The sequence below is a fragment of the Janthinobacterium sp. GW823-FHT01H08 genome (assembly GCF_058797855.1).
In genome coordinates, this window is record NZ_CM179504.1 from 3,416,531 (window position 1) to 3,441,314 (window position 24,784).

24 protein-coding genes are annotated in these 24,784 nt (G+C 63.4%); 7 read left to right on the plus strand and 17 right to left on the minus strand.

Annotated features, from left to right (window positions below):
* Entirely contained in the window at positions 1–3,015 is a 3,015-nt protein-coding gene (gene vioB / locus AC3RCG_RS15170) for an iminophenyl-pyruvate dimer synthase VioB (RefSeq protein ID WP_492401409.1), read from the minus strand.
* Positions 3,012–4,319, minus strand: a complete 1,308-nt coding sequence (gene vioA / locus AC3RCG_RS15175) for a flavin-dependent violacein biosynthesis tryptophan-2 monooxygenase VioA (protein ID WP_230503134.1) — start codon at positions 4,317–4,319, stop codon at positions 3,012–3,014. The genes vioB and vioA overlap by 4 nt, the downstream gene beginning before the upstream one ends.
* Between vioA and AC3RCG_RS15180 the strand changes: the two genes are divergently transcribed.
* Positions 4,300–4,566 (plus strand): hypothetical protein, encoded by a 267-nt coding sequence (locus AC3RCG_RS15180; RefSeq protein WP_409026335.1) that lies wholly within the window; start codon positions 4,300–4,302, stop codon positions 4,564–4,566. The two genes, vioA and AC3RCG_RS15180, sit on opposite strands and share 20 nt — an antisense overlap.
* A gap of 298 nt (positions 4,567–4,864) precedes the next feature.
* Positions 4,865–5,920, plus strand: coding sequence for an NAD(P)/FAD-dependent oxidoreductase (locus AC3RCG_RS15185; RefSeq protein WP_492401407.1), 1,056 nt, complete (start codon positions 4,865–4,867; stop codon positions 5,918–5,920).
* A 3-nt stretch (positions 5,921–5,923) separates the two neighbouring features.
* On the opposite strand, the gene AC3RCG_RS15190 is transcribed toward AC3RCG_RS15185, so the two are convergent.
* From AC3RCG_RS15190 to AC3RCG_RS15200, 3 genes are all read right to left on the minus strand, one after another.
* Positions 5,924–6,394 (minus strand): hypothetical protein, encoded by a 471-nt coding sequence (locus AC3RCG_RS15190; protein ID WP_492401406.1) that lies wholly within the window; start codon positions 6,392–6,394, stop codon positions 5,924–5,926.
* Positions 6,387–7,004 (minus strand): hypothetical protein, encoded by a 618-nt coding sequence (locus AC3RCG_RS15195; protein ID WP_492401405.1) that lies wholly within the window; start codon positions 7,002–7,004, stop codon positions 6,387–6,389. Before AC3RCG_RS15195 ends, AC3RCG_RS15190 begins: the two co-directional genes overlap by 8 nt.
* A gap of 165 nt (positions 7,005–7,169) precedes the next feature.
* Entirely contained in the window at positions 7,170–8,051 is an 882-nt protein-coding gene (locus AC3RCG_RS15200) for a LysR family transcriptional regulator (protein ID WP_492401404.1), read from the minus strand.
* A 97-nt stretch (positions 8,052–8,148) separates the two neighbouring features.
* Between AC3RCG_RS15200 and AC3RCG_RS15205 the strand changes: the two genes are divergently transcribed.
* Entirely contained in the window at positions 8,149–8,733 is a 585-nt protein-coding gene (locus AC3RCG_RS15205; protein WP_492401403.1) for a GNAT family N-acetyltransferase, read from the plus strand.
* 128 nt (positions 8,734–8,861) lie between these two features.
* Positions 8,862–10,340, plus strand: a complete 1,479-nt coding sequence (locus tag AC3RCG_RS15210) for an MFS transporter (protein ID WP_492401698.1) — start codon at positions 8,862–8,864, stop codon at positions 10,338–10,340.
* 39 nt (positions 10,341–10,379) lie between these two features.
* Here AC3RCG_RS15210 and AC3RCG_RS15215 read toward each other — a convergent pair whose 3' ends face one another.
* From AC3RCG_RS15215 to AC3RCG_RS15225, 3 genes are all read right to left on the minus strand, one after another.
* The gene (locus AC3RCG_RS15215; protein WP_070288380.1) at positions 10,380–11,201 is read right to left on the minus strand and encodes an alpha/beta fold hydrolase; all 822 of its coding nucleotides are present in this window, start codon (positions 11,199–11,201) and stop codon (positions 10,380–10,382) included.
* Positions 11,202–11,310: 109 nt separating this feature from the next.
* Entirely contained in the window at positions 11,311–12,063 is a 753-nt protein-coding gene (locus AC3RCG_RS15220) for a LytR/AlgR family response regulator transcription factor (RefSeq protein ID WP_492401402.1), read from the minus strand.
* Positions 12,060–13,211, minus strand: coding sequence for a sensor histidine kinase (locus AC3RCG_RS15225; RefSeq protein ID WP_492401401.1), 1,152 nt, complete (start codon positions 13,209–13,211; stop codon positions 12,060–12,062). The genes AC3RCG_RS15220 and AC3RCG_RS15225 overlap by 4 nt, the downstream gene beginning before the upstream one ends.
* Positions 13,212–13,356: 145 nt before the next feature.
* Here AC3RCG_RS15225 and AC3RCG_RS15230 point away from each other — a divergent pair, with 145 nt between their 5' ends.
* The gene (locus AC3RCG_RS15230) at positions 13,357–14,340 is read left to right on the plus strand and encodes a formylglycine-generating enzyme family protein (RefSeq protein WP_492401400.1); all 984 of its coding nucleotides are present in this window, start codon (positions 13,357–13,359) and stop codon (positions 14,338–14,340) included.
* Positions 14,341–14,372: 32 nt separating this feature from the next.
* Here the strand turns inward: AC3RCG_RS15230 and AC3RCG_RS15235 are convergent, their stop codons facing one another.
* Both AC3RCG_RS15235 and AC3RCG_RS15240 read right to left on the minus strand, forming a co-directional pair.
* Positions 14,373–15,821 carry an alpha/beta fold hydrolase gene (locus AC3RCG_RS15235; RefSeq protein WP_492401398.1) on the minus strand — a complete coding sequence of 483 codons (1,449 nt, stop codon included), beginning with the start codon at positions 15,819–15,821 and terminating at the stop codon, positions 14,373–14,375.
* A gap of 84 nt (positions 15,822–15,905) precedes the next feature.
* Complete coding sequence (locus AC3RCG_RS15240) at positions 15,906–18,185, minus strand: heavy metal translocating P-type ATPase (RefSeq protein WP_492401396.1); 2,280 nt, start codon at positions 18,183–18,185, stop codon at positions 15,906–15,908.
* Positions 18,186–18,284: 99 nt separating this feature from the next.
* On the opposite strand from AC3RCG_RS15240, the gene cadR reads away from it, so the two are divergent.
* Positions 18,285–18,725: a Cd(II)/Pb(II)-responsive transcriptional regulator gene (cadR, locus tag AC3RCG_RS15245; RefSeq protein ID WP_070218780.1), complete on the plus strand. Its 441-nt coding sequence runs from the start codon at positions 18,285–18,287 to the stop codon at positions 18,723–18,725.
* 3 nt (positions 18,726–18,728) lie between these two features.
* Positions 18,729–19,772 carry a hypothetical protein gene (locus tag AC3RCG_RS15250; RefSeq protein WP_492401395.1) on the plus strand — a complete coding sequence of 348 codons (1,044 nt, stop codon included), beginning with the start codon at positions 18,729–18,731 and terminating at the stop codon, positions 19,770–19,772.
* Here AC3RCG_RS15250 and AC3RCG_RS15255 read toward each other — a convergent pair.
* From AC3RCG_RS15255 to AC3RCG_RS15285, 7 genes are all read right to left on the minus strand, one after another.
* On the minus strand, positions 19,769–21,301 hold the full coding sequence (locus AC3RCG_RS15255; protein ID WP_070218782.1) for a methyl-accepting chemotaxis protein: 1,533 nt from the start codon (positions 21,299–21,301) through the stop codon (positions 19,769–19,771). The genes AC3RCG_RS15250 and AC3RCG_RS15255 overlap by 4 nt on opposite strands.
* 90 nt (positions 21,302–21,391) lie before the next feature.
* On the minus strand, positions 21,392–21,859 hold the full coding sequence (locus AC3RCG_RS15260) for a cache domain-containing protein (RefSeq protein ID WP_492401393.1): 468 nt from the start codon (positions 21,857–21,859) through the stop codon (positions 21,392–21,394).
* A gap of 239 nt (positions 21,860–22,098) precedes the next feature.
* Entirely contained in the window at positions 22,099–22,515 is a 417-nt protein-coding gene (locus AC3RCG_RS15265) for a hypothetical protein (RefSeq protein WP_070218783.1), read from the minus strand.
* Between the two features lie 28 nt (positions 22,516–22,543).
* The gene (locus tag AC3RCG_RS15270) at positions 22,544–22,930 is read right to left on the minus strand and encodes a hypothetical protein (RefSeq protein WP_070310750.1); all 387 of its coding nucleotides are present in this window, start codon (positions 22,928–22,930) and stop codon (positions 22,544–22,546) included.
* Between the two features lie 123 nt (positions 22,931–23,053).
* Complete coding sequence (locus AC3RCG_RS15275; protein WP_492401392.1) at positions 23,054–23,605, minus strand: DUF4142 domain-containing protein; 552 nt, start codon at positions 23,603–23,605, stop codon at positions 23,054–23,056.
* Between the two features lie 100 nt (positions 23,606–23,705).
* The gene (locus AC3RCG_RS15280) at positions 23,706–24,356 is read right to left on the minus strand and encodes an SMI1/KNR4 family protein (protein WP_492401391.1); all 651 of its coding nucleotides are present in this window, start codon (positions 24,354–24,356) and stop codon (positions 23,706–23,708) included.
* Complete coding sequence (locus tag AC3RCG_RS15285) at positions 24,353–24,751, minus strand: MerR family transcriptional regulator (RefSeq protein WP_230503122.1); 399 nt, start codon at positions 24,749–24,751, stop codon at positions 24,353–24,355. Before AC3RCG_RS15285 ends, AC3RCG_RS15280 begins: the two co-directional genes overlap by 4 nt.
* Between the last annotated feature and the right edge of the window lie 33 nt (positions 24,752–24,784).

Sequence of the window (24,784 nt, forward strand, 5' to 3'; positions counted from 1 at the left end):
TCAGGCCTCTCTTGACATCTTTCCCCGAGATAAATCGGTAAGTTGCTGATTGAAAAACTCCAACATTTCTATCGGTGCCATGCCGATGACATCGCTCTCAAGGCTGCGCGCGTACTGCGCCAGCGCCAGGCATTTCTGCGCCAGCATGTCGCAGCCCAGGCTGTAGTCGCTGCTGACCCGGCTGCCGACCGGCTCGGGTACGGGCGGTCCCGCATGGCGGCCGGGCAAGCCGGACGGCATGTTCATCAGGGCCGCCGACAGGGGACGCAACAGGCCGGTCATGATGTCGATCGAGGCGTTCATCAGGCGCGAGCGGCGCAGGCTGCCCAGCGGCTGCTGCGCGAAATGGTGCGTCATCAGCAGGAAGGTCAGTTCGTAGCAACCCTGATACAGCCGCATCAGCGCGCGCGCCTTCGGGTCGGTCACCACGCTGCAGTCCGCGCGCGCTTCCAGCACGGGATTCTTCAGCGCCGGCAGGGCCGGCTCGAACGGCTTGTCGCAGGCGGAAAACCTGCCGGCGACGGCACGCAGGCGGTGGAAATGGGACGAGGCGAAATGCGGCGAATCGACAGCCACACCTTCTCCCTGCTCGGTGACGAAGTCGATGGCGAACAGCGCGCTGTCGCGGTCGGACACCTCCAGCTGGTAGCCGGGATAGGCGCGGTTGGTCAGTTCTTTCAGGAACAGGTGGTGTTCGCCGCCGCGCTTGCCGCCGCCGCTCTCGAACAGGCCGGGCAGCTCGGCCACGGCCTGGCGGATCGCCGTATAGAAGGTCGCGATGGATTTGCCCGGCGTGGGAATATAGTCGGGCCATTCGAAACGCACGAAGCGGGCCAGCACGTGTTCGGAAAATGGCTCGAAAGCAAATTCCGTGTCCAGGCCGAAACGCTGGCGCGCCTGCTGGCCCAGCACCGGGGTGCCGCTATAAAACGCTTCGCCCAGCGCCATCAACACATTGTTGACTAATAAGTAGTGAATCATTTCTTCATGGGCGATTTCCAGCAGCGCGCCGCGCGTACCGCTGTTGCGGCGCCGGTCTTCGCCGCCGCAGGCCAGTTCCAGCTCGGCCGGCAGCCAGCGGCCGGCCCGCACCAGCGCCGCCCCCTGCGCGTAATTGGGAATCGAATACGCGGCATACAGGTATTGCAGCATCAGCGACAATTCCAGGTCGATGGCCTTCTTCAGCTCGTCGATCAGCTCCGCCTTGCCGCCGATGACATGCTGTGCCGCCGGTTGCGGCAGCGCCGCCTTGGCCTTTGCCTCGACCTGCGTCAGGTATTTGAGGAACAGGCGCGACTTCGGCAGCGACAGTTCGCGGGTGCTGGGCATGTAATAGCTCTTGTCGCGGTTCTGCGGATCGCACATCTGCCACATCAGGCGCGAATACGTTTCGCACTTGCACTGGTCCGCCAGGCTGAAGACCTTGTCCGACATGAAGGGGTACACGAGCTCGTAGTAGCTCATCACATGCCGGTAGAGGAAGGCGTAGTCGACCTGTTCGGCCGGTACATCGTCGAGGTCCCAGTCGTCGGGCAGCACGCGCACGCCGAGGTACTGTTTGTCGTTGCCGGTCCCCAGCACGATCCTGGTCGCGCCCGGCTGGCGGCCCGTCAGGGTCAGCGCCGTGTAGCCATGCCCGAGCGGCGACGGCTGCTGCTGCACGGCCAGCAGCGCACCGTCCTCGGCCTGCGCCGAGAGGTCTGCGGGTGCCGCCAGCGCGCCGCGGAAGCGGCTTTGTACGGTGATCGTCTGCGGAAATTGCTCGTGCTTTTTCCGGTTCGGCGCTTCCAGGTACAGCTGGTTGCTGTCCGATTGCAGCACCCAGTCGGCTTCTTCCCACTGCGCCTGCGCGCTGCCCAGGCTGAGCGAACCCGAGGCGGCGGCATGTTGCAGCGGCACATCGAAGACGCCGTGATGGCGCCAATAGTCGCGGTACAGCTGCTCGGGAATCCGGGCCAGCAAGGTGCCGGCGCCGTCATGCAGCAACAGCTCGCCCAGCGCCTGCTTGCCGCCCAGGGCATGCGTCGGATGCTGTTCCGAGACGGCGCCCGTGCCGCGCGTGGTGAACGGAATGGCGGTCGGCATGTTGAACGAGACGCGGTCCGCATGTACTTTTACCAGCACCGGCCCCAGGCTGCCCTGGCGCGGCTGCAGCAGGCGGCCGGCCGGATAGGTGGCCAGCTCGTCGCGCCGCCACAGGCCGATGCTGCCAGCCAGATCGTAGAACACGGGCGAGTCGGGTTTTTGCGGCGTGGACATATTGAACAGGCAATACTGCACCGTCAGTCCCAGCACCTCGTCGTCGGCCAGGGCTTGCTGCAAGGCATGCATGCTGGCCGGCAGCGGCAGGTCCGCATTGAACAGGAAATGCGGGTCCCCCTTTGCCACGGAAAACTGGAACAGCCTGGAGCGGCTGAATTCATCATCCAGGAAATGCCCGCTGCGTTCCGTGATATGGCCGCTGCCGAGCCAGCGCACCGAATGCGCCTGCGCGATGTCGGCGGTGAACAAGGTGGGCGTGTTTGGCGTGGCCAGTTTGTCGCTCAAGGTGAACTGGCCGGCGTAGATCAGCGTGGTGTCCGGCTGGGCCGGGTTGTTGTCGATCCACCTGGCGCGGTTGAACGTCGTACGCAGATACTCGTTGTAGTGGCCCCACAGCGCCAGCTTGGCGCCCACCAGCGCGTCTTGCGTATCGACCTCGCCATCGCGCAGCTGGACGCCCGTGATCCGCGCGTTCTCCCACGAGAAATGATTGTTGCCGCAAAAGTTATAGCCCGCCGCCTGGCTGAAGATACCGTCCGGATCGGGCTTGCCCTCCGCATTGAAACGGGGGGCAAGCTGTTTCAGGTGCGCATGGAATTCGGCCGGCGGCCGGCTCAGGTCGACAGCTTCGCCCGCCATCGATACCGCATTCGTGGCGATATCGATGTTGCCATGCGTATTGCGATTCCCGGTCGGCACATTGGCGCGGGCAAAACCCCGAAAATGCAGGCGGGGGAAGTCAAGTAGGCTCATGCGCGCTCGGTCGAGGTAGTGATGAAGGTATCGTTGGCGGCGGCGACGTCTTCCAGCTGATCTAGCCGTTGCAGCAACAGGCCGCTGGCTTGCTGGGCACTGATCAGGCTGCCTTCCATCCAGCCGCAATGCGCGGTATACGCATCCGAACAGGAAATGATGCCGTCCCGGTGCAGCAGGACGGCCGGGTGCTCGGCTTCCGGCTCCACGCAAAACTCGACGCCATGGGGCCAGAACTTGTGAAAGTGCGCCTTGATCTGCGGCAGCGGCTGACCGTCGAGCGGCAGCACTTCTTCCAGGTGGCTGCGGACACGCTCCAGGTACACGTCTTCACCGAGCTCGAGGCTGTCCCGCCAGTAGGCGGCGCTTTTGCTGTCGGTATAGAACAGCACATATTTGTCGCTCTTGAAGTAGATCTTGCGCAGGGGATTTGCCGCCATCAGCACCTTGTCGGTCAGCCCGAGCGCGTCCCACCAGGCCGTGTCGAACGTCAGGAAGCCCTTGAACAGGGGCAGCGAGTCGTACTGGAATGGACTCCAGGCGTGCGGGAAATCCAGGTTCAGGCGCGGCATGGCGGACGGCGGGATGGCCATCACCAGATGGCGTGTGCGGTGCATCTGCGTGTCGCCGTGGTGGCTGAAGGCGAGCACATGCTCGGCGCCGGATTTTTCAACGGACAGCAGGCGGTGTTCGAGCCGGAATTCCACCCCGGCGGCCTGGGCCTGGTGCTGCAACTGGCACAGCAACGCGTGGTAGCCGTCGGTCGCATAGTGCCACTGGTTGGCGGCGTTTTCCGTAAAATGCTGCGTTTCCGGGTGCTTCTTGATGATGTCGTAGGCCATGGCCGCCGACACCATCGGCAGCAGCAATGCGTCATAGCCGGTCGCCTTGATGATGTGGGTGGCCTTGGCGGCGCCCAGGTAATGGCTGACGAACGCGAGGAAGGAGTCATTCGGATGCTCTTTCAGCATCGGGCTCAGGTCATCCAGTGTTGCCTTCAGCTCTTCCAGCACGCTATCGTGGGAGATGACTTCGGTGAACGGGTAGACCGCATGCGGCAATCCGCTACCCTGCATGAGTTGCTGGAAATGCGGATGCAGCTGCGGCGAGTAGCGGGCGGCGCCGAGTTCGGCGATTTCCTCGCCATCTATTTTCCGCGACTGGATGCGGCCGCCGACGGTGGCGTTCAGGTCGAAGACCCGGATGCGCAGCTTCCTGCCGGCGGCGCCGTCGATCAGCCGATTGGCGCAAGTCAGGCCGCCTATGCCGGCGCCGATGATGCAAATGTCAGAATACGTGCTCATACGAAATTCCTTTTTAACGTTCATTAAAAAAGCTGCAAAATCGTTAGCAAAAGTTTCCCCCGCCCGTGCAGGCAAGAGAGGGGGAACGCTGGGTGTTACCGCACTTGGCGAGCGTTATCGGCTGGGAAATGAAGAGCCTGGCGAGAACTGGCGTTGCGTCTGGTATGGTCGATTCTTGGCAGCAGAGTTTCTGTTTCAAATCAAAGATGGCACCGACAATAGCCCGGGTATCGGGCTGTCAGTTTGATAAATATCAATGTAGTTGTCGTCTGCAAGGCGCGCGCTGATCAAGCGCGAATGTTGCTACGCTCATCGAAAACAGGAGGCGCCATGTCCGAATTCATCGACTTATTGCAATGCTCCGCCCTGGCCGCTTCGCTGCTGGTGGCGTGGCTGGTGGGTTCGCGCACGGCTGCGCGGCGCCTTGCCGGGTTCTAGATATCGCCATCGTGGAAGGCAAGGTTGTCGATGGCCATGCCTATGCACTGGAGTTGCGGCGCCCGTGGTAGACTCGGTCTTGTGATAAATAAGCAAAGTTGTCAACTATGAATCAAAGTGCTCCAGAACGCGTCGTCGTCATCGGCGCCGGCATCGTCGGCGCGTCGCTCGCCTACCACCTGGCCAGCAAGGGCGCACAAGTCACCGTGGTCGAGGCGGGCGCCATCGCGTCCGGCGTGACGGGCACCTCGTTTGCGTGGATTAACACCTCCTGCGCGGGGATTGATCCCATCGCGGCCCTGCGCGGCGGCGCCATCGCAGCCTACCGGAAGCTGGAATCGCAGGTGCCGGGCTTGACGATGCGCTGGCACGGCGCCTTGTCGTATGGCACGCAGGATGGGCGTGTGTCGCCCGAATCCATCTTGATTGATCGCTCGCGCATCGCCCAGCTTGAACCTCAGCTGCGGCAGCCGCCGGAACAGGCCGTCCACGAGCCGGAGGAGGGCGCGCTCGACGCCGTTGCCGCCACGCACGCCTTGCTGGCGGCGGCCGAGGCGCTCGGTGCGACCGTCCGCACGCATACGCCCGTGCTGGGTTTTACCGTTCAGGACGCGCAGGTGACGGGCGTGGAAACGGCCGCGGGCCTCATCGGGGCTGATATGGTCGTGCTGGCGGCGGGCACAAGCACTGCTTCGCTGGCGGAAAAGCTGGGCGCCAGCCTGCCGATCCACGCCTCGCCCGCCATCTTCCTGCGCTACCAGGCGCCGCCGGGCCTCGTGCGTGGCATCATTTCCAGCCATGCAATGGAAGTGCGGCAAGCCGAGGACGGGACCCTGCTGGCAGCGGAAGATTATCTGGACGACGCGCCGGAAAACCAGCCGGCCGCCATCGCGCTACGCACGGCCAGCGCGATCCGGGAAGAACTGGAGGGAGCGGAGGCCATCGTGCCGGCATTCGCCTGCGTCGGCCTGCGCCCCATGCCCGCAGACGGCGTACCCGTCATCGGCTACTTGCCGCAAGTGAGCGGCGTGTACGTGTGCGCCATGCATCCGGGCGTGGTGCTGGCCGCCATCGTGGGCCAGCTGGCCAGCGGGGAGATTGTCACTGGCGAGCCAGCGCCGGCCCTGGAGGCTTGCCGGCCCGCGCGTTTTCAGGCGCGCTGATTCCTAGGGCACGGGCGCCACGAACACAGGCAGCACGAACGGCGCCGGCTCCTGCGCATCGCCTTCCTCCGACGGGGCCTGCATGAAATCCTCATTGCGCCAGTCGCCGTTGACCACGCGCTCGGCGATCAGCGCCATATCCTGCGTTTCGCGCAGTTCGCGGCGAAACGGCAGCCGCCCATGCGAGCGCGACACCAGGCTGAAGCGCAACTGGCGGCATTGCGCGTCGTGCCAGCAATAGAACAGCATATCCTCGCCAGCGAGGGCACTGCGCCGCGCCGCGATCACCTCGCCGATGAAGGCGACGATATCGGCCGCATGGATCTGCGGCGTTTCCTCGTCCGTGGGCGAAAAGCTCCACATATTGGTCCTGGCTTCGTGGTTGATGTCGTCGGGATCGACAAGCACCTCATCGTCTTGCGCCATTTCCAGCCATGCATTGACGGTCTTGCCATTCATCATGTCATTATGCATCCCATGTTTCAAAAGCTGTCCATACCGACCGCCATGCGCCATGCGGAAGTTTGGCCTGCATGGAAATGGAAAGCCCGCCCGTGCCCAAACAATCACCTGGCTGCCATAGCGCATTTTCCAGACTCAGTGCCCGTGCTCTTCCCACGTCGACATTTGTCATTGCATTTATGTCATAGCCGACTTCCAATATGGGATGCAGCACTTTTCCATTGGCGGTCAAATATAAAGTATTGACATGCACCTTGGGTTTGTCGAAACGTTCGTAAAACCTTGTTGCTGCGGATTTGAAGCCCTGGTCAATGGCGATGCTGATGGTCGCAGGACCATTGCACCCCAGAAGCGAAGCAAGCGCCCAATAGTCATGATCGGCAGTGACAAGCCTGGCCAAACAGCGCTCTATCCATGCCGCTTCATCAGTTCTGAATTCCTTCCAGTATGGAGACAATGAATTCTGAAGGTAGCCGACTTCATGCAATGCCCCGACCAGGTTAATTTGCTTGTCCACGCAATCGATATCTTGCAACAAATGGGTGGTGGCGGCGGCGACTGCATATTCGCCCTTGTCCGTGGCTTTATCTGCGAGTTTTTTCAGTTTGGTGCTAATACTCATTATTTTCCTGGCGCGGGCGATGCCGCGCGCGTTGTGCATTTAAGTTCAGATTGTGCCATAGCTCAGCCTGTAAACTCCCGCTCCTGGCGTGCCGGACCAGCTCTCAGGAACGGGCGACTATCGAGTATTCACAACCTCAACAATTCCGCATCGCTATGCATGCACTCACCCCCTAGGCCCATCCGCCAACAACTCCGCCAGCCTGTTCGTCAGCCACAAACTCGTCTCGCTCAGCTTCTTCCCATGTATCGACAGCCGCCGCACCGGCAGCCTGGATAAAGCCAGCGCAGGGCAGGGCACTTCCTGCAAATAGCCCTTGTAATTGTCGTAATTGGCGATGTTCAGGGGCAAAATCGCCCAGCCCAGCTCGTCCGCGACCATTTCCGCTATGCTGTAAAAACTGTCGGAAAACCAGACGGCGGGGCTGAAGGCCTGTTCTCGGTTGAGCTCGGAATCCATGATCAGCTGGCGGTAGCGGGTCAGCTCGTTGCGGCTCACTTCGTGGCCGTGCGCCATCGGGTGGCCCTTGGCCACGAACACGCCTTGCGCCACGCTGCCGATGTGCTGCTGTTCCAGCACGGGAGAAATCGGGCCGCGGTCGAAGTGGAAGGCCACGTCGGCTTGCTGCTGCTCCACGTATTGCGCCACTTCCGACGCCGTGGCGTTGAGCATCACCAGTTCCAGCGCCGGGTAGCGCGCCGCCAGTTCCTTGACCAGGGTGCCGATGGCCAGATAGGGCAGGGCTTCGTCCAGGGCCAGGGTCAGCTGCGCTTCCGGCGCCTCGCTCAGCAGCTGGGCGCGCAGCTGCAAGCGCTCGGCCTGGCGCAGCAGTTCGCACGCTTCCAGGTGCATCACCTTGCCCGCCTCCGTCAGCACGGCGCTGCGGCGCGAACGGTCGAACAGTTCCACGCCGAATTCCGCTTCCAGCAAGCCGATCGAGGTGCTGACCACTGATTGCGCGCGGCCCAGCCGACGCGCCGCGCCCGAGAAAGAACCGGCCGCGACGGCCGCTTCGAAGTAACGCATTTGTTCCAAAGTCCATTGCATGGCATCCACCTATCTGTTTTACAGATGGATTTTAACTTGAATGCCATTCAGGGGCGACATAAAATGCTTTTACTAATTCAATAACACGAGATCCGCCATGAAAAACGCCCAAGCCCATACCCCCGCCATCAGCTTCAGCTGGTGTCACGACGCCACCGCCGAAGACGCGCTGTGCAAGCTCTATCTTGACAACGTCAGCGCCGACTATATCTCCCATTCGGAGCTGCAGGGCGAACGGGCCGATGCGCCCGGCAACTGGCGCGCGGACTTGCCTGAAGTCATACGCGGCGAAATCCGCGCCGCCCTGTCGCACGATTGGGCGCATGGCGATTCGACCCTGCTGGCCGTCGCCACCTTGAGTGACGCCATCGTCGGCATGGCCTTGGTGTCCATCGACACGCGCCAGCGCGCCTCGAAATCGTTCGCGGCGCTGGATGACCTGGTCTTGCTGCCTGCCGTGCGCGGCAGCGGCATCGGCAGCTTGCTGGTGGAGTGGGTGGCCGACGAGCTGCGCAGCCACGGCATCGCCCGTTTGTTCCTCGAATGCGGCGCGCACAACCTGACGGCACAGCAATTCTTCCAGGGCCGCGGTTTCAAGCAAGTATCCGTCGTCATGCTGCGCGAACTCCACGCAACTACAGCGAGTGCCGCCGTGGATGACAAGGATGGCGACCGTGGCTGACGCCCGCCGCCCCCGACAAGGCCAGGCCCGTGGCAGCCTGGAACGTAAATATTTGCGCAGCACCAGATTCATCCAAAGCGACAGTTGTTAAAAGTTACACTAAAATCCATGAGTTGTTTATGCATCCAATGAAAAAATGGCTGACGCTGGCCATCGTCTCCAGCGCCCTGTTCCTGATCGTAGTCGACATGACCGTGCTCTACACCGCCTTGCCCGCGCTGACGCGCGACTTGCAAGCCACTTCCTCGCAAAAACTGTGGATCATCAACGTCTACGCGCTGGTCGTCTCCGGTCTGTTGCCCGGCCTCGGCACCCTCGGTGACCGCTTGAGCCACAAACCCGTTTTCCTCGCCGGCCTGGCCGTGTTCGGCATCGCCTCGCTGTGCGCCGCGTTTTCGCCTGCGCCGGAATGGCTGATCTTTGCCCGCGTATTGCTGGCTATCGGCGCCGCCTTGATGATGCCGGCGACCTTGTCCATCATCCGCCTGACCTTTACGGACCACCGCGAGCGCTCGTTCGCCATCGGCGTGTGGGCGGCGATTGCCTCGGGTGGCGCCGCGTTCGGCCCGGTGCTCGGTGGTTTCTTGATGGAACATTACTGGTGGGGTTCCGTCTTCCTGATCAACGTGCCCATCGTGCTGCTGACCTTGGTATTGGCCACTGTCATCCTGCCGAAACGGGCCGGTAACCGCGACAAGCCATGGGACTTGAAAGGTTCCCTGCAAGTCATGATGGGTCTGCTTGGTGGCGTGTATGCGATCAAGGAATTGGGCAAGTCGCAGCCCTCGTATGCGCTGGCCGCCGCCTCGTTCGCCGTGGGTGCCTTCTTCATGCTGAAATTCGTCCGTCGCCAGAAGCGGCAAGCCAAGCCGCTGATCGACTTCGCCCTGTTCCGCGAACTGCCGTTTTCCAGCGCCGTGGCCGCCGCCATGGTGGCGTCCGCCGCGCTGATCGGCATGGAACTGGCGCTGAGCCAGCACATGCAGTTGGTGCGGGAATTGTCGCCGCTGGAAGCGGGTCTGCTGCTGTTGCCGCTGCCGCTGGCATCCGTGTTTGCCGGTCCGTTGACGGGTTTCATGCTGCCGCGTGCCGACAAGGCCAAGGTCTTGTGGGGTTCGCTGTTGCTGTCCGGTATAGGTATGGCATCGTATCTGGTGCTGCATGACGCCGCCGTCTCGGCGCAAGTGGCAAGCCTGGTGATCCTGGGCCTGGGCCTGGGCGCCGTCATGACGGCCGCATCGAGCGCCGTGATGCTCAACGTGGCTCCCCAGCAAGCCGGCATGGCCGCCTCGATCGAGGAAGTGTCGTACGAGCTGGGCGCCGTGATCGGCGTGACGGTTCTGGGCACCATCATGTCGGCCGTCTACAGCGCCACCCTGGTGATCCCGGAAAGCGCGGGCCTGCTGCCGAACGCCCATGACACCTTGGACGCGGCGCTGCTGGCCGCCGAGCAATTGCCGGCCGAACTGGGCTTGCAAGTGTCGGAACTGGCCCGTTCGGCCTTCGACAAGGCATTTATTGTCGTGCTGGCAACGGCTTCCGCCATCCTGATGGCGGCCGCCGCCACCATCCGCCACCTGCATCTGCGGGCACGCCGCGCGGCCTGATCGCAAGCAACTGACCGCAAAGACCGGCACCAGCCGGCCTCATTGCCCGGCGACCGTCTTCCCGCCGGGGCCGGGCAACACCTGCCGGATCGCTGCCTCGACGATGTCGGGCGTCGTCAATGCCATCTGGTGGCTGGAATCGGCCACCATCCTGACCGCCTGCGGGTACAGCGCGTTGACGCCGTCGCGGGTGGTTTTATCCATCCTGAACGCGCCAAAGTCGACGGCGATCGCCGTGCTGGAGACGGGCCGGTTTTCCAGGCGTACCACGGGCTTGTCGATGTCAGGCAGGCTCAACACCATCTTGCCCGTCGCATCGATCTGTTCGATTTCGCGCCAGACGGCGCGTGAAAAGGCCAACTGGCCCACGATGCGCGTCAGCAATGGGAAATCCTGTACCGGCGTCACCATGCGCGGATACAGCGCATCGACCAGCACCAGGGCCTTGACTTCCTCAGGGTAAGTGCGGGCAAACAGCTGCAGGTACAGGCCGCCCAGCGAATGGCCGACCAGCACATAGGGCGGATGCAAGCCCTTGAAGCGCAGCACGGCGCGCAGCTCCTCGACGATGGTGCGGCCGTCGCGCGGCGCGGCGGCCGCTTCGCTGTTGCCATAGCCGGGCCGGTGATACGCGAACACGGAGGTGTCCAATGCCAGCCGCTCGGGCACCACGCCCCATTTGTCCAGCGTTGCGCGCGAACCATTCTCGAACACCACCACGTCCCGCGAGGTGGGATGGCGCAGGATCAGCGATTCCACCAGGCGCCCGTCGACCTTGTCGATGACGGGGGCGGGCAGGGTGGCAAGGGCGGGCTGGGCGGTGGCGGCACACAGTAAACATATCGGCAATAGCTTGAACATGGGCGTCTCCGGCAATAAAAATGCCAGCATGGCCAACGGCGACGCCCGCCGCACGGGCCTTGTGACGAATCGACAGCCAGGGCGACGGAAGGCAAGCGGGCAGGACGCGCTACATGGCCCGGAACAGGTGGACGAAGGCGCGGCTCACGGGCAGCTCGCCCGCGTGGCCGCGCATGCGCACGAATAAACGGCTGGCGTCGTCGCGGCGCGTGCCGTCCAGCCAGGCCAGATTGATCAGGGTAGAGCGGTGCACTTGCCAGAACTGTTCCGGATCAAGCTGGGCGGCCAGCTCCATGATGGGCGTGCGGATCAGGAATTCGCCATCCACGCTGGCGACGACCGTGTACTTGTCGTCGGCATGGAAAAAGCGCACCTTGGCCACGTCGAGGTGGTGCGTGCGCTCGCCCCTGGACGCGAGGATGTAGCGCAGCCGGGGGCGGGCAGGTCCGGGCGCGGCCGTCAGTTGCTGCAGCGCCAGTGCCATGGCCGCACTGGCGGGCGGCAAGGGCGCCACCGACCGCAAGCGCGCCACGGTACGGGCCAGCCTTTCGGTGGTAACGGGTTTCAATACGTAATCGAGCGCCGCCTGCTCGAAGGCTTGCAGGGCAAACTCGTCGAAGGCGGTGACGAACACCACGCGGGTAGGGCCTTCGATGCCTTGCGCCACCTCAAGGCCGGACAGCCCCGGCATCTGGATATCGAGAAAGGCGATATCGGGTTCCAGCTCGGCGATCCAGGCGGCGGCCTCGACGCCATTGCGCGCCATATGAATGATCTGCAAGTCCGGCCACAGGGCCAGCAGCTGGTCGCGCAGGTAGAGCGCCAGGTGCGGTTCATCGTCCGCGATCAGGGCGCGCGTCATGCGGCCTCCACTGGGCATGCGCTGGCGGCGCGCTGGTACGGCAGCTCCAGCACGGCTTCGGTGCCATGCTCGCGCCCGCGCAGGAGCAGGCTGGCCTGCGCGCCGAACTGGGCCTGCAGGCGCGAGCGCAGATTGGCCAGCGCCATGCCGCTGCCCGGACGCGGTGGCTTGCCTGGGGCCGTCAAGCCCATGCCGTCGTCAAGCACGCGGATTTCAAGACGGCCCGCGCGCACCTCGGCATGCACGACGACGCTGCCGCCGTCCAACATGGGCGCCAGTCCGTGCACGATGGCATTTTCCACCAGCGGCTGCAGCATCAGCGTGGGCATGCTGGCCAGGCGCGCTTGCGCGCTGGCGTCGATGCGGAAACGCAGGCGCTCGTCCATGCGGATCTGCAGCAGGCACAAATACTGGCTGGCCATGTCGAGTTCCGCTTCCAGCGTGCTGTCGCCCTGGCGCAGCTGCGACAGGCTGGCGCGCAGGTAGCCGGAAAACGTTTCCAGCATGCGTTTCGCGCGCGGCGGATCGTAGTCCATCAGGCTCTGGATGTTGGCCAGGGTGTTGAACAGCAGGTGCGGCTCGATCTGCCCCTGCAGCAGGCGCAGGCGCGCCTCCGTCACCTCGCTTTGCAGCTGCTGCTGGCGCAGGCGCGAGCGCCACCAGGCCCAGTTGGCGCCCATGACAAACAGGATGAAGACGGCAAACTTGGTCAGCGCGGCAGGCAGGGAGACGAACATGCCCCACAGCTTGAAACCCACCAGTATCGGGACGATGGTGAAGCCGATGCTCATGCCGAGGATGATGGCGGCCAGGGACAGCGCGCCCAGGCCCATGCCGGCGCGGATGTCGCGCACATGCGACATGCGCTCGACGAGCGGCGTCGGCAGCCAGCGCCCGGCCAGGCGCAGCACGCCGAACAGGGTATGCACGATGCACAGGCAGATGCCGATATTCGGCAGCAGCGAGGCCCACCACCAGTGCGGCCGGTCGACCCGGCCGAAGATGGCGACGACGGCCATCAGGCCCAATGCCAGGGCGATGCCGATCAGGGAGATGAGCAGCAGGCGGGTGAGGGTGGGCACTTCGTGCCGGGGGCGCAGTTCCCATAGGGAGCGCCAGCCCTGCAGCAGGGTCGTTTGTCTGGTCATGGGCGTAGTGTAGCGGCCGCTTGTCTTGTTGACCAGAACATGGCTTGCCGTTCGTCGGCCCCATTGTCGATTCGTCGCATGCGCCCGGCCATCCGCTGGCCCGGCTGTCAATCTGTGTTCTCACCCACCGATTACCAGGAGCCACATGAAGCACAGCATTATTTCCCTTGCCTGCGCCATCTTTTGCAGCGCCCAGGCAGCCGCCGCGGCCATCCTCCCTCCCATGGCCGGCATTCCCGCCGGTGTGTTTACCATGGGCAGCACGGAGCCGCGTATCGGCGATGGCAGCCATAATCCGGCCGAGGGGCCGCCCCACGAAGTGCGCGTGGCCGCATTCCGACTGGCAAAATACGAGACGACGGTGGCGCAGTTCCGGCAATTTGTTGCCGCCACCGGCTATCGGGCGGCTGGCGAATGCTGGGATTTCGACCGCACTGACGGCATCGCGCTCAAGGAGTCGGGCTGGGACGCCACCGCGCATGCGCCAACGGACTACCACCCCGTCATGTGCGTGAGCTGGAACGATGCGACGGCCTATGTGCAATGGCTGGCGCGGGAAACGGGCCGCCCATTCCGCCTGCCCAGCGAGGCGGAATGGGAATACGCGGCGCGCGCCGGCACCAGCACGAAATACGCGTCCGGCGATGTTCCTGAACAATTGTGTAGCTACGCCAACATGAAAGACCGGCGTTTCAAGGCCGCGGCCTGGCGCGATCACGGCCTCGACATGCTCGTCACTGATTGCGACGATGGCGCCGAGTACACGGCTGTCGTGGGCAGCTATGCGCCCAACGGCTACGGCTTGCACGACATGATGGGCAACGTGGCGGAATGGGTGGCCGATTGCCAGCATCCCGACTACCGGGGTGCGCCCGCCGATGGATCGGCCTGGCGCAGCGGCTGCGAGGTGGAAGGCGACTATTTTATGACACGCGGCGGCAGCTATTCGTCCTCGCGCCAGGTGCTGCGCAGCGCCGCGCGCGGACATGGCGGACGCGGCAATGCCAGCAGCCTGGGCGAAGGCTTCCGCATCGCCGAAGACCTGGGTAGCTGCACGGCCAGCCAGTGCGTCGATGGCGACGCCACTTTTGTCGCGGCGCTGGCAGCGGCGCGGCAAGCACGAGACTGATGGCTTGCTCAGCGCAGCAACGGCCGTGGGAACTACAGCGTGCAATCCTGTGCCTGCTTGCCGGCAATAAAGCGGGTAGTGGCTTGCTCGAAACAGGCGGGCGCCGTCCACAGGATGAAATGCGGGGCGTTGTGCACGGTGGCCAGGGCCACCTTGCCCGCCTTGCGCTGCGTCAAGGCCTGCACTTGCGCCTGCGCGCCCGCGTACGGCGTCTTCGGGTCCAGCGTTCCCTGCAGTACCAGTGTAGTCGGCACCTTGGCCGGCAAGGCGCCGAAATAGGCGTCGCGCGGGTAGGCGGGCAAGCCGCCGCCCAGCAGGATGCGGGGCAGGGGACTGGTCAACAGCAAGTCCGCCTCTTCGCGCTCGAGGTCGGCGGCTGTCCAGTCGGGGCGCAAGGAAGGCTGCAGATTGTTTTCCGAATTGCTGATGATGCTGACCAGCGGAATCGACAGCGGCGACTGGGGATAGCTGCCCAGGCTGGCCGCCGCGTCCGCCAATGTGGCACGCACGGCAGCCAGTTCCGTCTCGCCGCCCCGGTCCAGGTCGTGCAGCAGGTAGGGGATGCGGGCGCGGGCGGCCGGCACGTCGAGCATGCCGCCCAGGAAGTTTTTCAGGTTCTTGCCGGGAATCTTCGCCAGCAGGGCGAGATCGGCTTGCGCCTTGTCCAGCACGCGGCGGTACAAGGCTGCGGCCGGCTCGCCCAATGCCGCATGGCAAGCCGCATCCGCATCGCAACGGGCCAGCACCTGCATGCCGACCTGGTTGACCACCTGCGAACGCTGGCTCAAGTCCCAACGCGCATCCGTTTGCGGCGGCACCAAGGAGTCGAAAATCACGCCTTTGACTGGCAGCGGCCCCAGCTGCAAGGTGCGCAAGACCAGCTGCGTGCCGTACGACACACTGTACACATACACGGGCGGCTGCTTGCGCTTGCTCTTGCCCCGTTCGCCCTCGATCAGCGCCTTCAAGTCGCGTGCGGCCGTGGTGATGGAAAACTGGCCCGCGTATTCCGGCATCAAGTTGATGCCCTTGAAGCAGCTGGCCCATTCCGCGCCGGTCAGGGCGCGGCCGCCGGGACTTTGTTCGGACTCTTCCACCTTGCACAGGCGCGACGAATGGCCCGTGCCACGATGGTCGGGGATCAGGAATTCAAAGCCGGGAAAGCTGCGGCGCAGGGTGGGCAACAGGCTGTAGAACGCGGCGCCCGATTCGCCGGGGCCGCCCGCCACCAGCCACAGCGTACCCTTGACAGGCTTGCCGACAGGCACATCGGCGGCAAACTTGCGCACGAAGACGTGCATGGCATCCGCGTCGCCGACGGCGCGGCCCTGGGCATCGTAGCTGCCGGGCACGTTCAAGCCCGAGCACAGGCTGCCGGGGGCGGCCGTATCTGAGCAGGGCGTGAAGAACATCGGTTCGGCATGCAGGGAGGTGCCAGCCAGCAGAGCGGCCAGCAGGGACAGGCGGGGCAGCAAGGTCATCGGCTACTTTGGCGAAGGTGGAATCAGCCGCCAAAGTAGCGTTTTTTACAGCAATTGTCCAGATGGAAATATTTCTGTCCGGGACTATGTTTGCTTGTTATTGCGCAACAGGCGCAAGCCATTGGCCACCACCAGCAGGCTGGCGCCCACGTCGGCAAACACGGCCATCCACAGGGTCGCCATGCCGACCAGGGCCAGGCCGAAGAACACGGCCTTGATGCCGATGGCGAAGCTGATGTTTTGCACGAGGATGCTGCGCGTGCGCTGGCTCAGGCTGATGAATTCAGGCAACTTGCCCAGTTCATCATCCATCAGGGCCACGTCCGCCGTTTCGATGGCCGTGTCGCTGCCGGCCGCGCCCATGGCAAAGCCGATGTCCGCCTGCGCCAGGGCCGGGGCGTCGTTGACGCCGTCGCCCAGCATGGCCACCACGCCAAACTCTTGCTGCAAGGCCTTGATTTCATCGAGCTTGTTTTCCGGCAGCAATTCCGCCTTGACCAGGCTCACGCCGACGTCAAACGCGATGCGCTGCGCCGTCAGCAGATTGTCTCCCGTCAGCATGACGGTCGTCACGCCCAGCGCATTTAGGCGGGCAATGGCGGACGCCGCCGTCGGACGCAGCACGTCGGCCACGGCGATCACGCCCAGCGCAACGGCCGGGGTAGCCAGCACCATGGCCGTGTAGGCTTGCTGTTCCAGCCGTGCCAGGATGGCTTGCAGTGCCGGCGTCAAGACTTTCAATTCCGTCATCAGGCGTGCGTTGCCCAGATAATAGGTCTGGCCATCGATATTGCCTTGCACGCCGCGTCCATGCAGGGCGGCAAACTGGGTAACGGGCAAGTGGCTGCCGGCGGGCGGACCCGCCTTGACGATGGCGGCGGCCAGCGGGTGGGCCGAGTTGGCGTCCAGGCTGGCGGCCAGCAGCAGGATGGCGTCGCGGTCGCTGCCCTCCAGGGCCACCACGTCCGTGACGGCCGGTTTGCCCATGGTCAAGGTGCCCGTCTTGTCGACGGCGATGGCCTTGATCCGATAACCCGTTTCCAGGAATTGCCCGCCTTTCACTAAAATGCCGCGCCGCGCGGCCGCCGTCAGGCCGCTGACCACCGTGACCGGCGTGGAAATGACGAGCGCGCAAGGGCAGGCGATCACCAGCATCACCAAGGCCTTGTAGACCCAGGCCATGAAGGGCTGGCCCAGCAGCAAAGGCGGCAGCACGGCCACGAGGATGGCGAACACGACCACGGCAGGCGTGTAGTAGCGGGCAAAATTGTCGATAAAGCGCTGCGTGGGCGCCTGTTTTCCCTGGGTTTCCTCGATCACCTTGACGATCTTGGCCAGGGTGCTGTTGCCGCTGTTGGCCGTCACCGTGACGTCGAGCAAGCCCCGTTCATTGATGGTGCCCGCATACACGACGTCGCCCACGGTCTTGTCCACCGGCATGCTTTCACCGGTGATCGGTGCCTGGTTGACGGACGACTCGCCACTGGCCACGACGCCATCGAGCGCGATGCGCTCGCCCGGTTTCACGCGCATGGTCGCGCCGATGGCCACGGTGGCGACGGATACTTGCTGCCAGGCGCCGCTGGCGTCGGCGACGGTCGCCGTGTCCGGCGCCAGCTGCATCAGGCTGTGCACGGCGTTGCGCGCGCGGTTCAGGGACAGGCCCTCGATCAGCTCGGCGATGGCGAACAGGAAGATGACCATGGCCGCTTCCGGCCACTGGCCGATGGCGATGGCGCCAAACACTGCCAGGCTCATCAGGAAATTGATGTTCAGGGTGAACGTCTTCAGGGCAATCCAGCCCTTCTTCAGGGTCGGCCAGCCGCCCGTGGCGATCGACAGCAGGGCCAGGGCGATGACGAGGGGCGAACTGTCTGCGTGCGTGGTCCACGCCAGCGCTTCGGCGCCGGCAGCAGCCAGGCCGGAAACCACCAGCAAGCCTTTTTGCAGGCTGGACAGATTGCCTTCGTCCGGGTCGCGCGCGACGGCAGCGTCCGCCTCCATGGGAATCGCCTGCATGCCGATGCCGTGCAGGGCCGCTTCCACCGTGGCCAGCGAGGGCAGGGTGTGGTGCACGTCGAGCACGCGGTTCATCAGGTTGAAATCGAGGCCCACGACGCCCGCCATATTCGCCAGCTTGTTGCGGATCAAGCGTTCTTCCGTGGGGCAATCCATGTTGGCGATGCGGTATTTGGCCGTGCTCGCGCCCGCGATAGCCGCGCTGGGCAGCGCGGGACCAGACGGAGCGGCAGGCGTGGACGAGCACGCATGCTGGCTGGCACAGCAACTGGCCGCCTTGGATGCATGCTGATGCTCATGGTCGTGCTTGTGCTCGTGGGTATGATCGTGGCTATCGTGCGGCATCGCATTCGTCCTTCCGGTTTCGTGTATGCTTCCATTAGAAACCCTGTAGCGGCTACAGGGTCAAGCGGAATTTGCACGAAAGAATGAAAAGGGGATGCCATGCGTATCGGAGAACTGGCCAAACGGACAGATTGTGACGTGGAAACCGTGCGTTACTATGAAAAAGCGGGCTTGCTGCAGGAACCGGGGCGCAACAGCGCCGGCTACCGCGAATACCGCGAAGAACACCAGGAACGGCTGCAATTCATCCGCCATTGCCGCTCCTTGCAGATCGGCCTGACCGATATCCGCGCTTTGCTGGAATTTAAGAACAATCCGGCCGAAGGCTGCCAGAGCGTCAACGAATTGCTCGACCACCATATCCTGCGCATCGCCGAGCAGATGGCAAATTTGCAAACCCTGCAGCAGCAACTGGTGACCTTGCGCCACCAGTGCGACCAGCCGCAGCCGTCGCAAGACTGCGCGATTCTGCAAAACCTGTCCGAGGCCGCCAGCGGCCACGACTGCGCCTGCCATACCGAACTCCCACAATCCCATTGATTCATGTTGAAACTGTTACCTGCAAGAACTTTATTCACCTTGTCCCTGCTGTCGCCGCTGAGCCATGCGGCAGATGTTCCTGCCGCCGCCGGCCACTACCTGACCCTGTACGCCGCCCCCGGCGTGCCGCAAGACGATGATCCGTACACCTGGAGCACGGTGGGCGGCAAGCAACTGACAAAGGGCGTGACCAAGGCGGACGGCCGAGCCTATCTCAAGGCAGAAGAGGGCGAAGAGACGTATGTCCTGGAAACGGTCAGCATGCGCTGGACGTTCACGGTGCCGGCTCGCTGCTGGCAAGAAGCGCCTGCGGCCTTCCAGTCATGCCTGAAACTCAAGCAAAGCGCCAGCCAATACGATATCAGACAGGATGCGGAAAAACTGGCCAGAGAGAAAGATCAACAGGCCAAGGCGGTAGCCTACGAGCTGGCGGTGCGGGCCAACGACGATGCGCTGGCCTGGCTGGGCAAATTGCCGCCGCAGTGGTCCGTACAGGAACACGCCAGGCGCCTGCAGGCCATCGGCGACAAGATCGAGCGGCATATCGCCAGCGGCTTGCGGCTAGGCGGCCCCGATGCGCGCCAGTTTGTCTGCAAGGCGCCCACGGCCTACGGCGCGTTGCCGCAGCAGCAAGCCGTGCTGGCCTATCAGCTGCAGCCGCGGCCCGTGCCGCACGCCGGTGCCGCCTGGGACCAGCTGCTTGCGGCTGCCGCGCAGGGCAACTGGATGGCGCGCCTGGAAGTGTATGAGGCGCTGGCGGAGCGGAAGGTGAGCGAACTGAGCTATGTGGAGCAGGCGCGCCTGGTGCAATTGATGGAATGGCTGCAGCAACGCGAAATCGCCGGCCTGTACAGCTTTTTCAGCGCCCGTACCCTTGGCGATGGTGCCACGCAAGACCGCGTGGCACGCCTGGCCGCCATGCAGGGCAGCGTTGCCGACCAGAGCGTCGTCGGGACGCTGCTGCAGGACGAGGACGATCCGGCACTGGCGGCGGCAGGCAAGCGCATGCTCGCCTGCGCGGCAGCGGCCATGCGGTCGCCGCGCTAACGCGGCAGCAGCGGCGGGCCACCGTCGCCCAGGCGGAAGGCGTCGACCACGCGCAATAAATCATGCGCCTGGTCCTGCATGCTTTGCGCGGCGGCGGCCGATTGCTCGACCAGGGCGGCATTGCGCTGGGTCAATTCGTCCATTTCCGTGATGGCATTGTTGACTTCCTCGATGCCCTTGCTCTGGCGCTGGCTGGCCGCCGTGATGTCGTTCATGATCTCCGTCACCTGCTGAACGGAGGCGACGATATCGCCCATGGTGCGGCCGGCGCTGTCGGCCAGCTCGCTGCCCGTTTCTATTCTGGCAACGGAATCCTCGATCAGCTGTTTGATTTCGCGCGCCGCCGTGGCCGAGCGCTGCGCCAGGCCCCGCACTTCCGTGGCGACGACGGCAAAACCGCGCCCCTGTTCGCCCGCGCGCGCCGCTTCCACGGCCGCGTTCAAGGCGAGGATATTGGTCTGGAAGGCAATGCCGTCGATGACGGCGATGATATCGACGATGCGCCCGGAACTGGCTTTGATCGAGCCCATCGTCTCAACCACCTGGCCCACGACGCGGCCGCCTTCCAGCGCCACGTTCGAGGTCGACAGCACCATCTGGTTGGCCTGGTGCGCATGGCTGGCGTTTTCCTTCACGGTATCGGTCAGCGCATGCATGGACGAGGCTGTTTCCTGCAAAGAATGCGCTTGCGACTCCGTACGGGCCGACAAGTCCGCATTGCCGAGGGCGATTTCGCTCGCTTCCACCGTGATGGTGGAGCCTGCCTGGCGTATCTCGCCCAATAAAGTGTTCCAGTTTTTCAAGACGGTAGCCAGCGCCCGCGACAGCTTGCCCACCTCATCGTCGCTCCGGGCGTCGATGTGCGTGGTCAGGTCGCCGGCCGCCAGGCTTTCAGCGGCGCGGCACGCCTCGTCGATGGGGCGCACGACGGAGCGCGCCACCCAGGTGGCAATCAGGGCCAGCAGGGCAAAGCCAACAGCCATGGTGCCCAGCGACAGCCAGCCGGCGCGCTGGCCCGCATTTTTTGTCTCTTGCAGCGCGTCGACCGTGCGGTGGTCGAGGTTGAGCAGCACCTGGCGCAGTTGCCCGCTCACTTGCTGGTAGTGCCCGGCGGCATTTTGCATCGCCGCCACGCCCGTATTCGGGTCCATCGAGGCCAGGTCCAGCGCCTGCGCCACGCTGGCACGGTAGCGCTCGACACCGGGCAGCGCCTGGCCCGCTTCCGTGGCGGCGCCCGAGAATTGCTTGAGTTCCTTCAAGCCTTGCGCGATGGCATTGAGCTGGCGATCCGTTTGCGCGCCGAACTGCTTGAACTGTTCGTCCGACAGGCTGGCGGCGATGGCGATCTTCGCATACACGTCGGCGTGTACCTGACCCAGGGCAATGGCTTGCTGGTTGGCAAGCCGCTCGGCCGTCAAGGTCACGTCTTTCAAGTCGCGCATGCGGCTTTCGTTTTGCTGCATGGCGAAATAGGACAAGGCCCCCATGGCCAGCAGGCAAGCCAGCGCGACCACCGGGACGATCAACATCTTCTGTGCGATTTTCACATGAGGCCCATATCGTTGAGAAATTCGTTGAGAGATCGGTGTGCCATCCCGGCGCTGGCGGCGCGGCGGCGGCTACAGGTAGATGCCGCCGCAGACGACGGTCTCGGCGAGTTTCTCGCAATACATTACCTTCGGCTCGATCTTCTTGGTTTCCGGATTCGTGAATTTGTATTCCTGCCAGAACGTGCCCTTGCTCTTGGCCAGGTCGACTCGTTCCTTCACAAAAGCCTTGCCATCAATATCCTTCAGCTCGATCAAGTTCTTGCCGACCATTTTCGGATTGGCGCCATGCGCAACCACCGTCCCGTCGAGTTTATAGACGACCAGGTACAGGTCGTGCAGGATGAATTGCGGCGACTTGGCCGTGATGTCGCCATACGCCTTGGCGTCGCCGGCGCTCTTGATGTAGGACACGCCTTTCTTGACCATGGCTTCCGCGTCGGCGCGCGTGGCGCCGCCTTCGGCAGCGCTGGCGATACAGGGCAGCATGCCGGCGGCAAGCATGACCGACAGGCAAATGTCAGGGGCGAACTTGGGCATGAGAATCTCCTTCACATTGCGGCAGGGGAAAGCCGGCGGGGAACCGGTGCGGTGAGGCGGCGCCTATCGAAGTGCCGACGTTTCATAGTAGCGCGATGCCAGCAGACATGCGCTGGTGCAACAGATTTTTTTTGAATGGGGCGTTTTTGCAACGATGCGTGCAGACGGCCGTAATCGCGTCCACAGAGGGAAAGTGAGAGCGCAGACTAGCGTATCGATAGTGTGGTGCGGGCGCCGCGTTACCAGCTGGCCGGGTCTTCCGCCGCCGCGCGCGCCAGGTCGTCGTGCCAATCTTGCTGCACCAGGCGGTAGATATCGGCAAAGAAGGCGCGCGGATCGGCCATCTCATCCCACAAGGCAGGCAGGGCATTCGTGCTTTCCGGGTCATGTTCGAGGATGGCCTGGAAATCATAGCCGGGGTCTTGCAGCGCCTGCGCCAGCACGGCCACCAGCGCATGGCGGTGGCGATAGCTGAGTTCCTTGTATTGCGACGTGATGTCGCGCCGTATCAGGGCAGCGCGCTGCGCCGGGTCGTTCATGTCCCAGCGGTCCAGTTCCACGCCCAAGGTTTCTTCACGATCATACACGTCGAAGGGGCCGAGAAAATGGTGGAGCGTAGGTATGTAGGGAGCATCGCTCCAGGGGCCGCGCAGCATGGGACTCTTTCGTTTGATTGCTAAATGATCACGCGCATTCGGGCAAGGTCCAGCTTTCGTCGCCCATGTCCGTAGGGTAGATGGCGCGGGTCTGGTTCTGGCCCCAGCGCGCATGGTCGAGGATACCGTCTTCATGCATGTCCAGTACCCATTCCGTGCTTTCCAGCAAGGTGCCATCCTTATGGTAGACTCGGAAAAAGGTGGACGTGCTCAGCGCGCGCACGATGTTCTGCGGCACGCCGTTGCCGTAGTGGGGTACATAGGTATTGATCACACACGTGCGCTGATCATTCCATTCCTGGGCATACACGCTGGCATTGCGCGCCGCGCTCACTTTGATGAAGAGCCAGCCTGCCAGCACGAGGATGAGCAGGAAGGCGGCGGCGATCAGGCCGGTTTTCTTGAGTAGCTGCATGAGGTCATGGCATGGCCAAAAACGAAGTTGCCGCATTGTATGTCAAGAGCAGATATGCTTGCCGTACGGCACGTACAGCAAGCATATCCCCGCTAATTGCCGGTAACTTGGCTATTGACTTGGCTATTTCCCCACCGCCGTGTGCAGGGTATTGGCCATGTCCAGATGATGTTGCAACGCTGGCAAGGTCTTCGCGGCAAAGGCCTTGATGTCGGGATCGGTCGCCTTCTGGCTGGCATCCGTAAACAGTTTCACCGCCTCCTTGTGCGCCGCTACGCCGATGGTGGCCGCATATTCCTTGTCAAACTGCGCGCCTTCCAGGCGGCTCAGCTTGTCGATCTGCGCCTGATGCTTCTTGCCGGGCTGGTCGCTGACCTCGATCTGCTTGCTGCTGGCCAGCTGTTTCAGCTCGTCCGCCACTTTCGTGTGATCGGTGACCATGGCATCGGCGAATTTCTTCACTTCCGCATTGCTGCTCTTGCTTTGCGCGACTTTGCTGGCGGCAATTTCCGTGCTGCCAGCGTCGGCGGCCTTGCTGAGGAATTGCTTGTCGTACGCGCCCGGCGCCGCGGCGGCGATGCTGTTGATGGCGATGCCGCTCAATAAGGCAACGGCGGCGCCGATGGCCACGCTTTTGAAGGACGGGGCACGGGAGCTGGTGGTCGGGATAGGCATGGGAAATCCTTTCGAGTGTGGTTTTTTCTGCAAGCTGATGACAATGTTAAGCCAGCAGCCTGCGCACACCCATAGGACAGTCGCGATCATGCCCGTAGGATTAGTCCTGTTCGCTAGCGCACAGTTCGACTTGCTTCAGGGCAAATAAGGCGGCAATGCCGGCATCGCGGCGCCACGCAGGCATGCCGATATCGAGCCATTCCGCCATCGCGTCCAGGTGCGACGGTTCCGAGACGCTGTGTTCGAGTTCGTCAAGCACCGTGTCGCGGTCGATATACAGGCTATCCAGCCACGCGTCGAATGAAGGCGCCAGTTCCATCAGGCCATGGGCGCGCTTGCCCGTCCAGTCCGGTAACTCCTGCACATACGCCAGCACGCGGCCGCCGCCTTCCTCCGTCAGATCCAGATAAACCATGGAATTGCCGCCATCGCGGGCGAACGGCAGGATTTTCACGGGCATGCCCGCATGCTGGCGCGCGGCGCGGATTTCGCCGACCAAGGTTTCATCGCAGAAATCGCCTTCGTCGGCGCTGAAAAAGGTATTGAAGCCCATTTTTTCCACGCCGCCATTGCCGTCCGGCACATCAGTGGTGTAGTCGAACCAGGCGCCGTTGGCCACTTGCAAGAAAGCCAGGAAGGCGGGCGGCAACGGCGCTTCCAGCAGGGCTTCGATGGCGGCGATCTGCTGTGCCGTGGGGGCGGGCTTGGCGCCCTCGAGCGCCAGGTGGCGGTATTGCGTGTAATAAGTCATTGATTATCCTTGTAGTTTCCTGCGGCCGCCACGCCATCCTTGCAGCCCGTCTCCACCTTGGCCAGCGCATCGACGAGTCCGGCCCGCAGCACGGCCATCGAGCGGGCCTTGTCGTCGATCTGCGCGATTTTCGTTTCCAGCATGGCCCGCTTGGTTTGCGCATCGAGCGCATTTTCCTGCCATACGGCAATGACCTCGGCGATTTCCTTCAAGGTAAAGCCCAGCGCCTTGGCGTGGCCGATCAGCTCGATGCGGCGCAAGGCTTGCGCCGAATATTCCTTGTAGTTATTCGTCAGGCCCGGCTGCGGCGCTTCGTCCAGCAGCCCCTGGCGCTCGTAAAAGCGCACCGTATCCTTGCTGACGCCCGTCAGGCGGGTGATTTCTCCGATACGCATCGATTCCCCTTGACCGTGGACTAAAGTCTACAG

Coding starts and splice junctions, on each gene's coding strand:
- vioB (WP_492401409.1), bottom strand. CDS start 3,015: ATGAGCCTACTTGACTTCCCCCGCCTGCATTTTCGGGGTTTTGCCCGC.
- AC3RCG_RS15180 (WP_409026335.1), top strand. CDS start 4,300: ATGTCAGAATACGTGCTCATACGAAATTCCTTTTTAACGTTCATTAAA.
- vioA (WP_230503134.1), bottom strand. CDS start 4,319: ATGAGCACGTATTCTGACATTTGCATCATCGGCGCCGGCATAGGCGGC.
- AC3RCG_RS15185 (WP_492401407.1), top strand. CDS start 4,865: ATGAATCAAAGTGCTCCAGAACGCGTCGTCGTCATCGGCGCCGGCATC.
- AC3RCG_RS15190 (WP_492401406.1), bottom strand. CDS start 6,394: ATGCATAATGACATGATGAATGGCAAGACCGTCAATGCATGGCTGGAA.
- AC3RCG_RS15195 (WP_492401405.1), bottom strand. CDS start 7,004: ATGAGTATTAGCACCAAACTGAAAAAACTCGCAGATAAAGCCACGGAC.
- AC3RCG_RS15200 (WP_492401404.1), bottom strand. CDS start 8,051: ATGCAATGGACTTTGGAACAAATGCGTTACTTCGAAGCGGCCGTCGCG.
- AC3RCG_RS15205 (WP_492401403.1), top strand. CDS start 8,149: ATGAAAAACGCCCAAGCCCATACCCCCGCCATCAGCTTCAGCTGGTGT.
- AC3RCG_RS15210 (WP_492401698.1), top strand. CDS start 8,862: ATGAAAAAATGGCTGACGCTGGCCATCGTCTCCAGCGCCCTGTTCCTG.
- AC3RCG_RS15215 (WP_070288380.1), bottom strand. CDS start 11,201: ATGTTCAAGCTATTGCCGATATGTTTACTGTGTGCCGCCACCGCCCAG.
- AC3RCG_RS15220 (WP_492401402.1), bottom strand. CDS start 12,063: ATGACGCGCGCCCTGATCGCGGACGATGAACCGCACCTGGCGCTCTAC.
- AC3RCG_RS15225 (WP_492401401.1), bottom strand. CDS start 13,211: ATGACCAGACAAACGACCCTGCTGCAGGGCTGGCGCTCCCTATGGGAA.
- AC3RCG_RS15230 (WP_492401400.1), top strand. CDS start 13,357: ATGAAGCACAGCATTATTTCCCTTGCCTGCGCCATCTTTTGCAGCGCC.
- AC3RCG_RS15235 (WP_492401398.1), bottom strand. CDS start 15,821: ATGACCTTGCTGCCCCGCCTGTCCCTGCTGGCCGCTCTGCTGGCTGGC.
- AC3RCG_RS15240 (WP_492401396.1), bottom strand. CDS start 18,185: ATGCCGCACGATAGCCACGATCATACCCACGAGCACAAGCACGACCAT.
- cadR (WP_070218780.1), top strand. CDS start 18,285: ATGCGTATCGGAGAACTGGCCAAACGGACAGATTGTGACGTGGAAACC.
- AC3RCG_RS15250 (WP_492401395.1), top strand. CDS start 18,729: ATGTTGAAACTGTTACCTGCAAGAACTTTATTCACCTTGTCCCTGCTG.
- AC3RCG_RS15255 (WP_070218782.1), bottom strand. CDS start 21,301: ATGTTGATCGTCCCGGTGGTCGCGCTGGCTTGCCTGCTGGCCATGGGG.
- AC3RCG_RS15260 (WP_492401393.1), bottom strand. CDS start 21,859: ATGCCCAAGTTCGCCCCTGACATTTGCCTGTCGGTCATGCTTGCCGCC.
- AC3RCG_RS15265 (WP_070218783.1), bottom strand. CDS start 22,515: ATGCTGCGCGGCCCCTGGAGCGATGCTCCCTACATACCTACGCTCCAC.
- AC3RCG_RS15270 (WP_070310750.1), bottom strand. CDS start 22,930: ATGCAGCTACTCAAGAAAACCGGCCTGATCGCCGCCGCCTTCCTGCTC.
- AC3RCG_RS15275 (WP_492401392.1), bottom strand. CDS start 23,605: ATGCCTATCCCGACCACCAGCTCCCGTGCCCCGTCCTTCAAAAGCGTG.
- AC3RCG_RS15280 (WP_492401391.1), bottom strand. CDS start 24,356: ATGACTTATTACACGCAATACCGCCACCTGGCGCTCGAGGGCGCCAAG.
- AC3RCG_RS15285 (WP_230503122.1), bottom strand. CDS start 24,751: ATGCGTATCGGAGAAATCACCCGCCTGACGGGCGTCAGCAAGGATACG.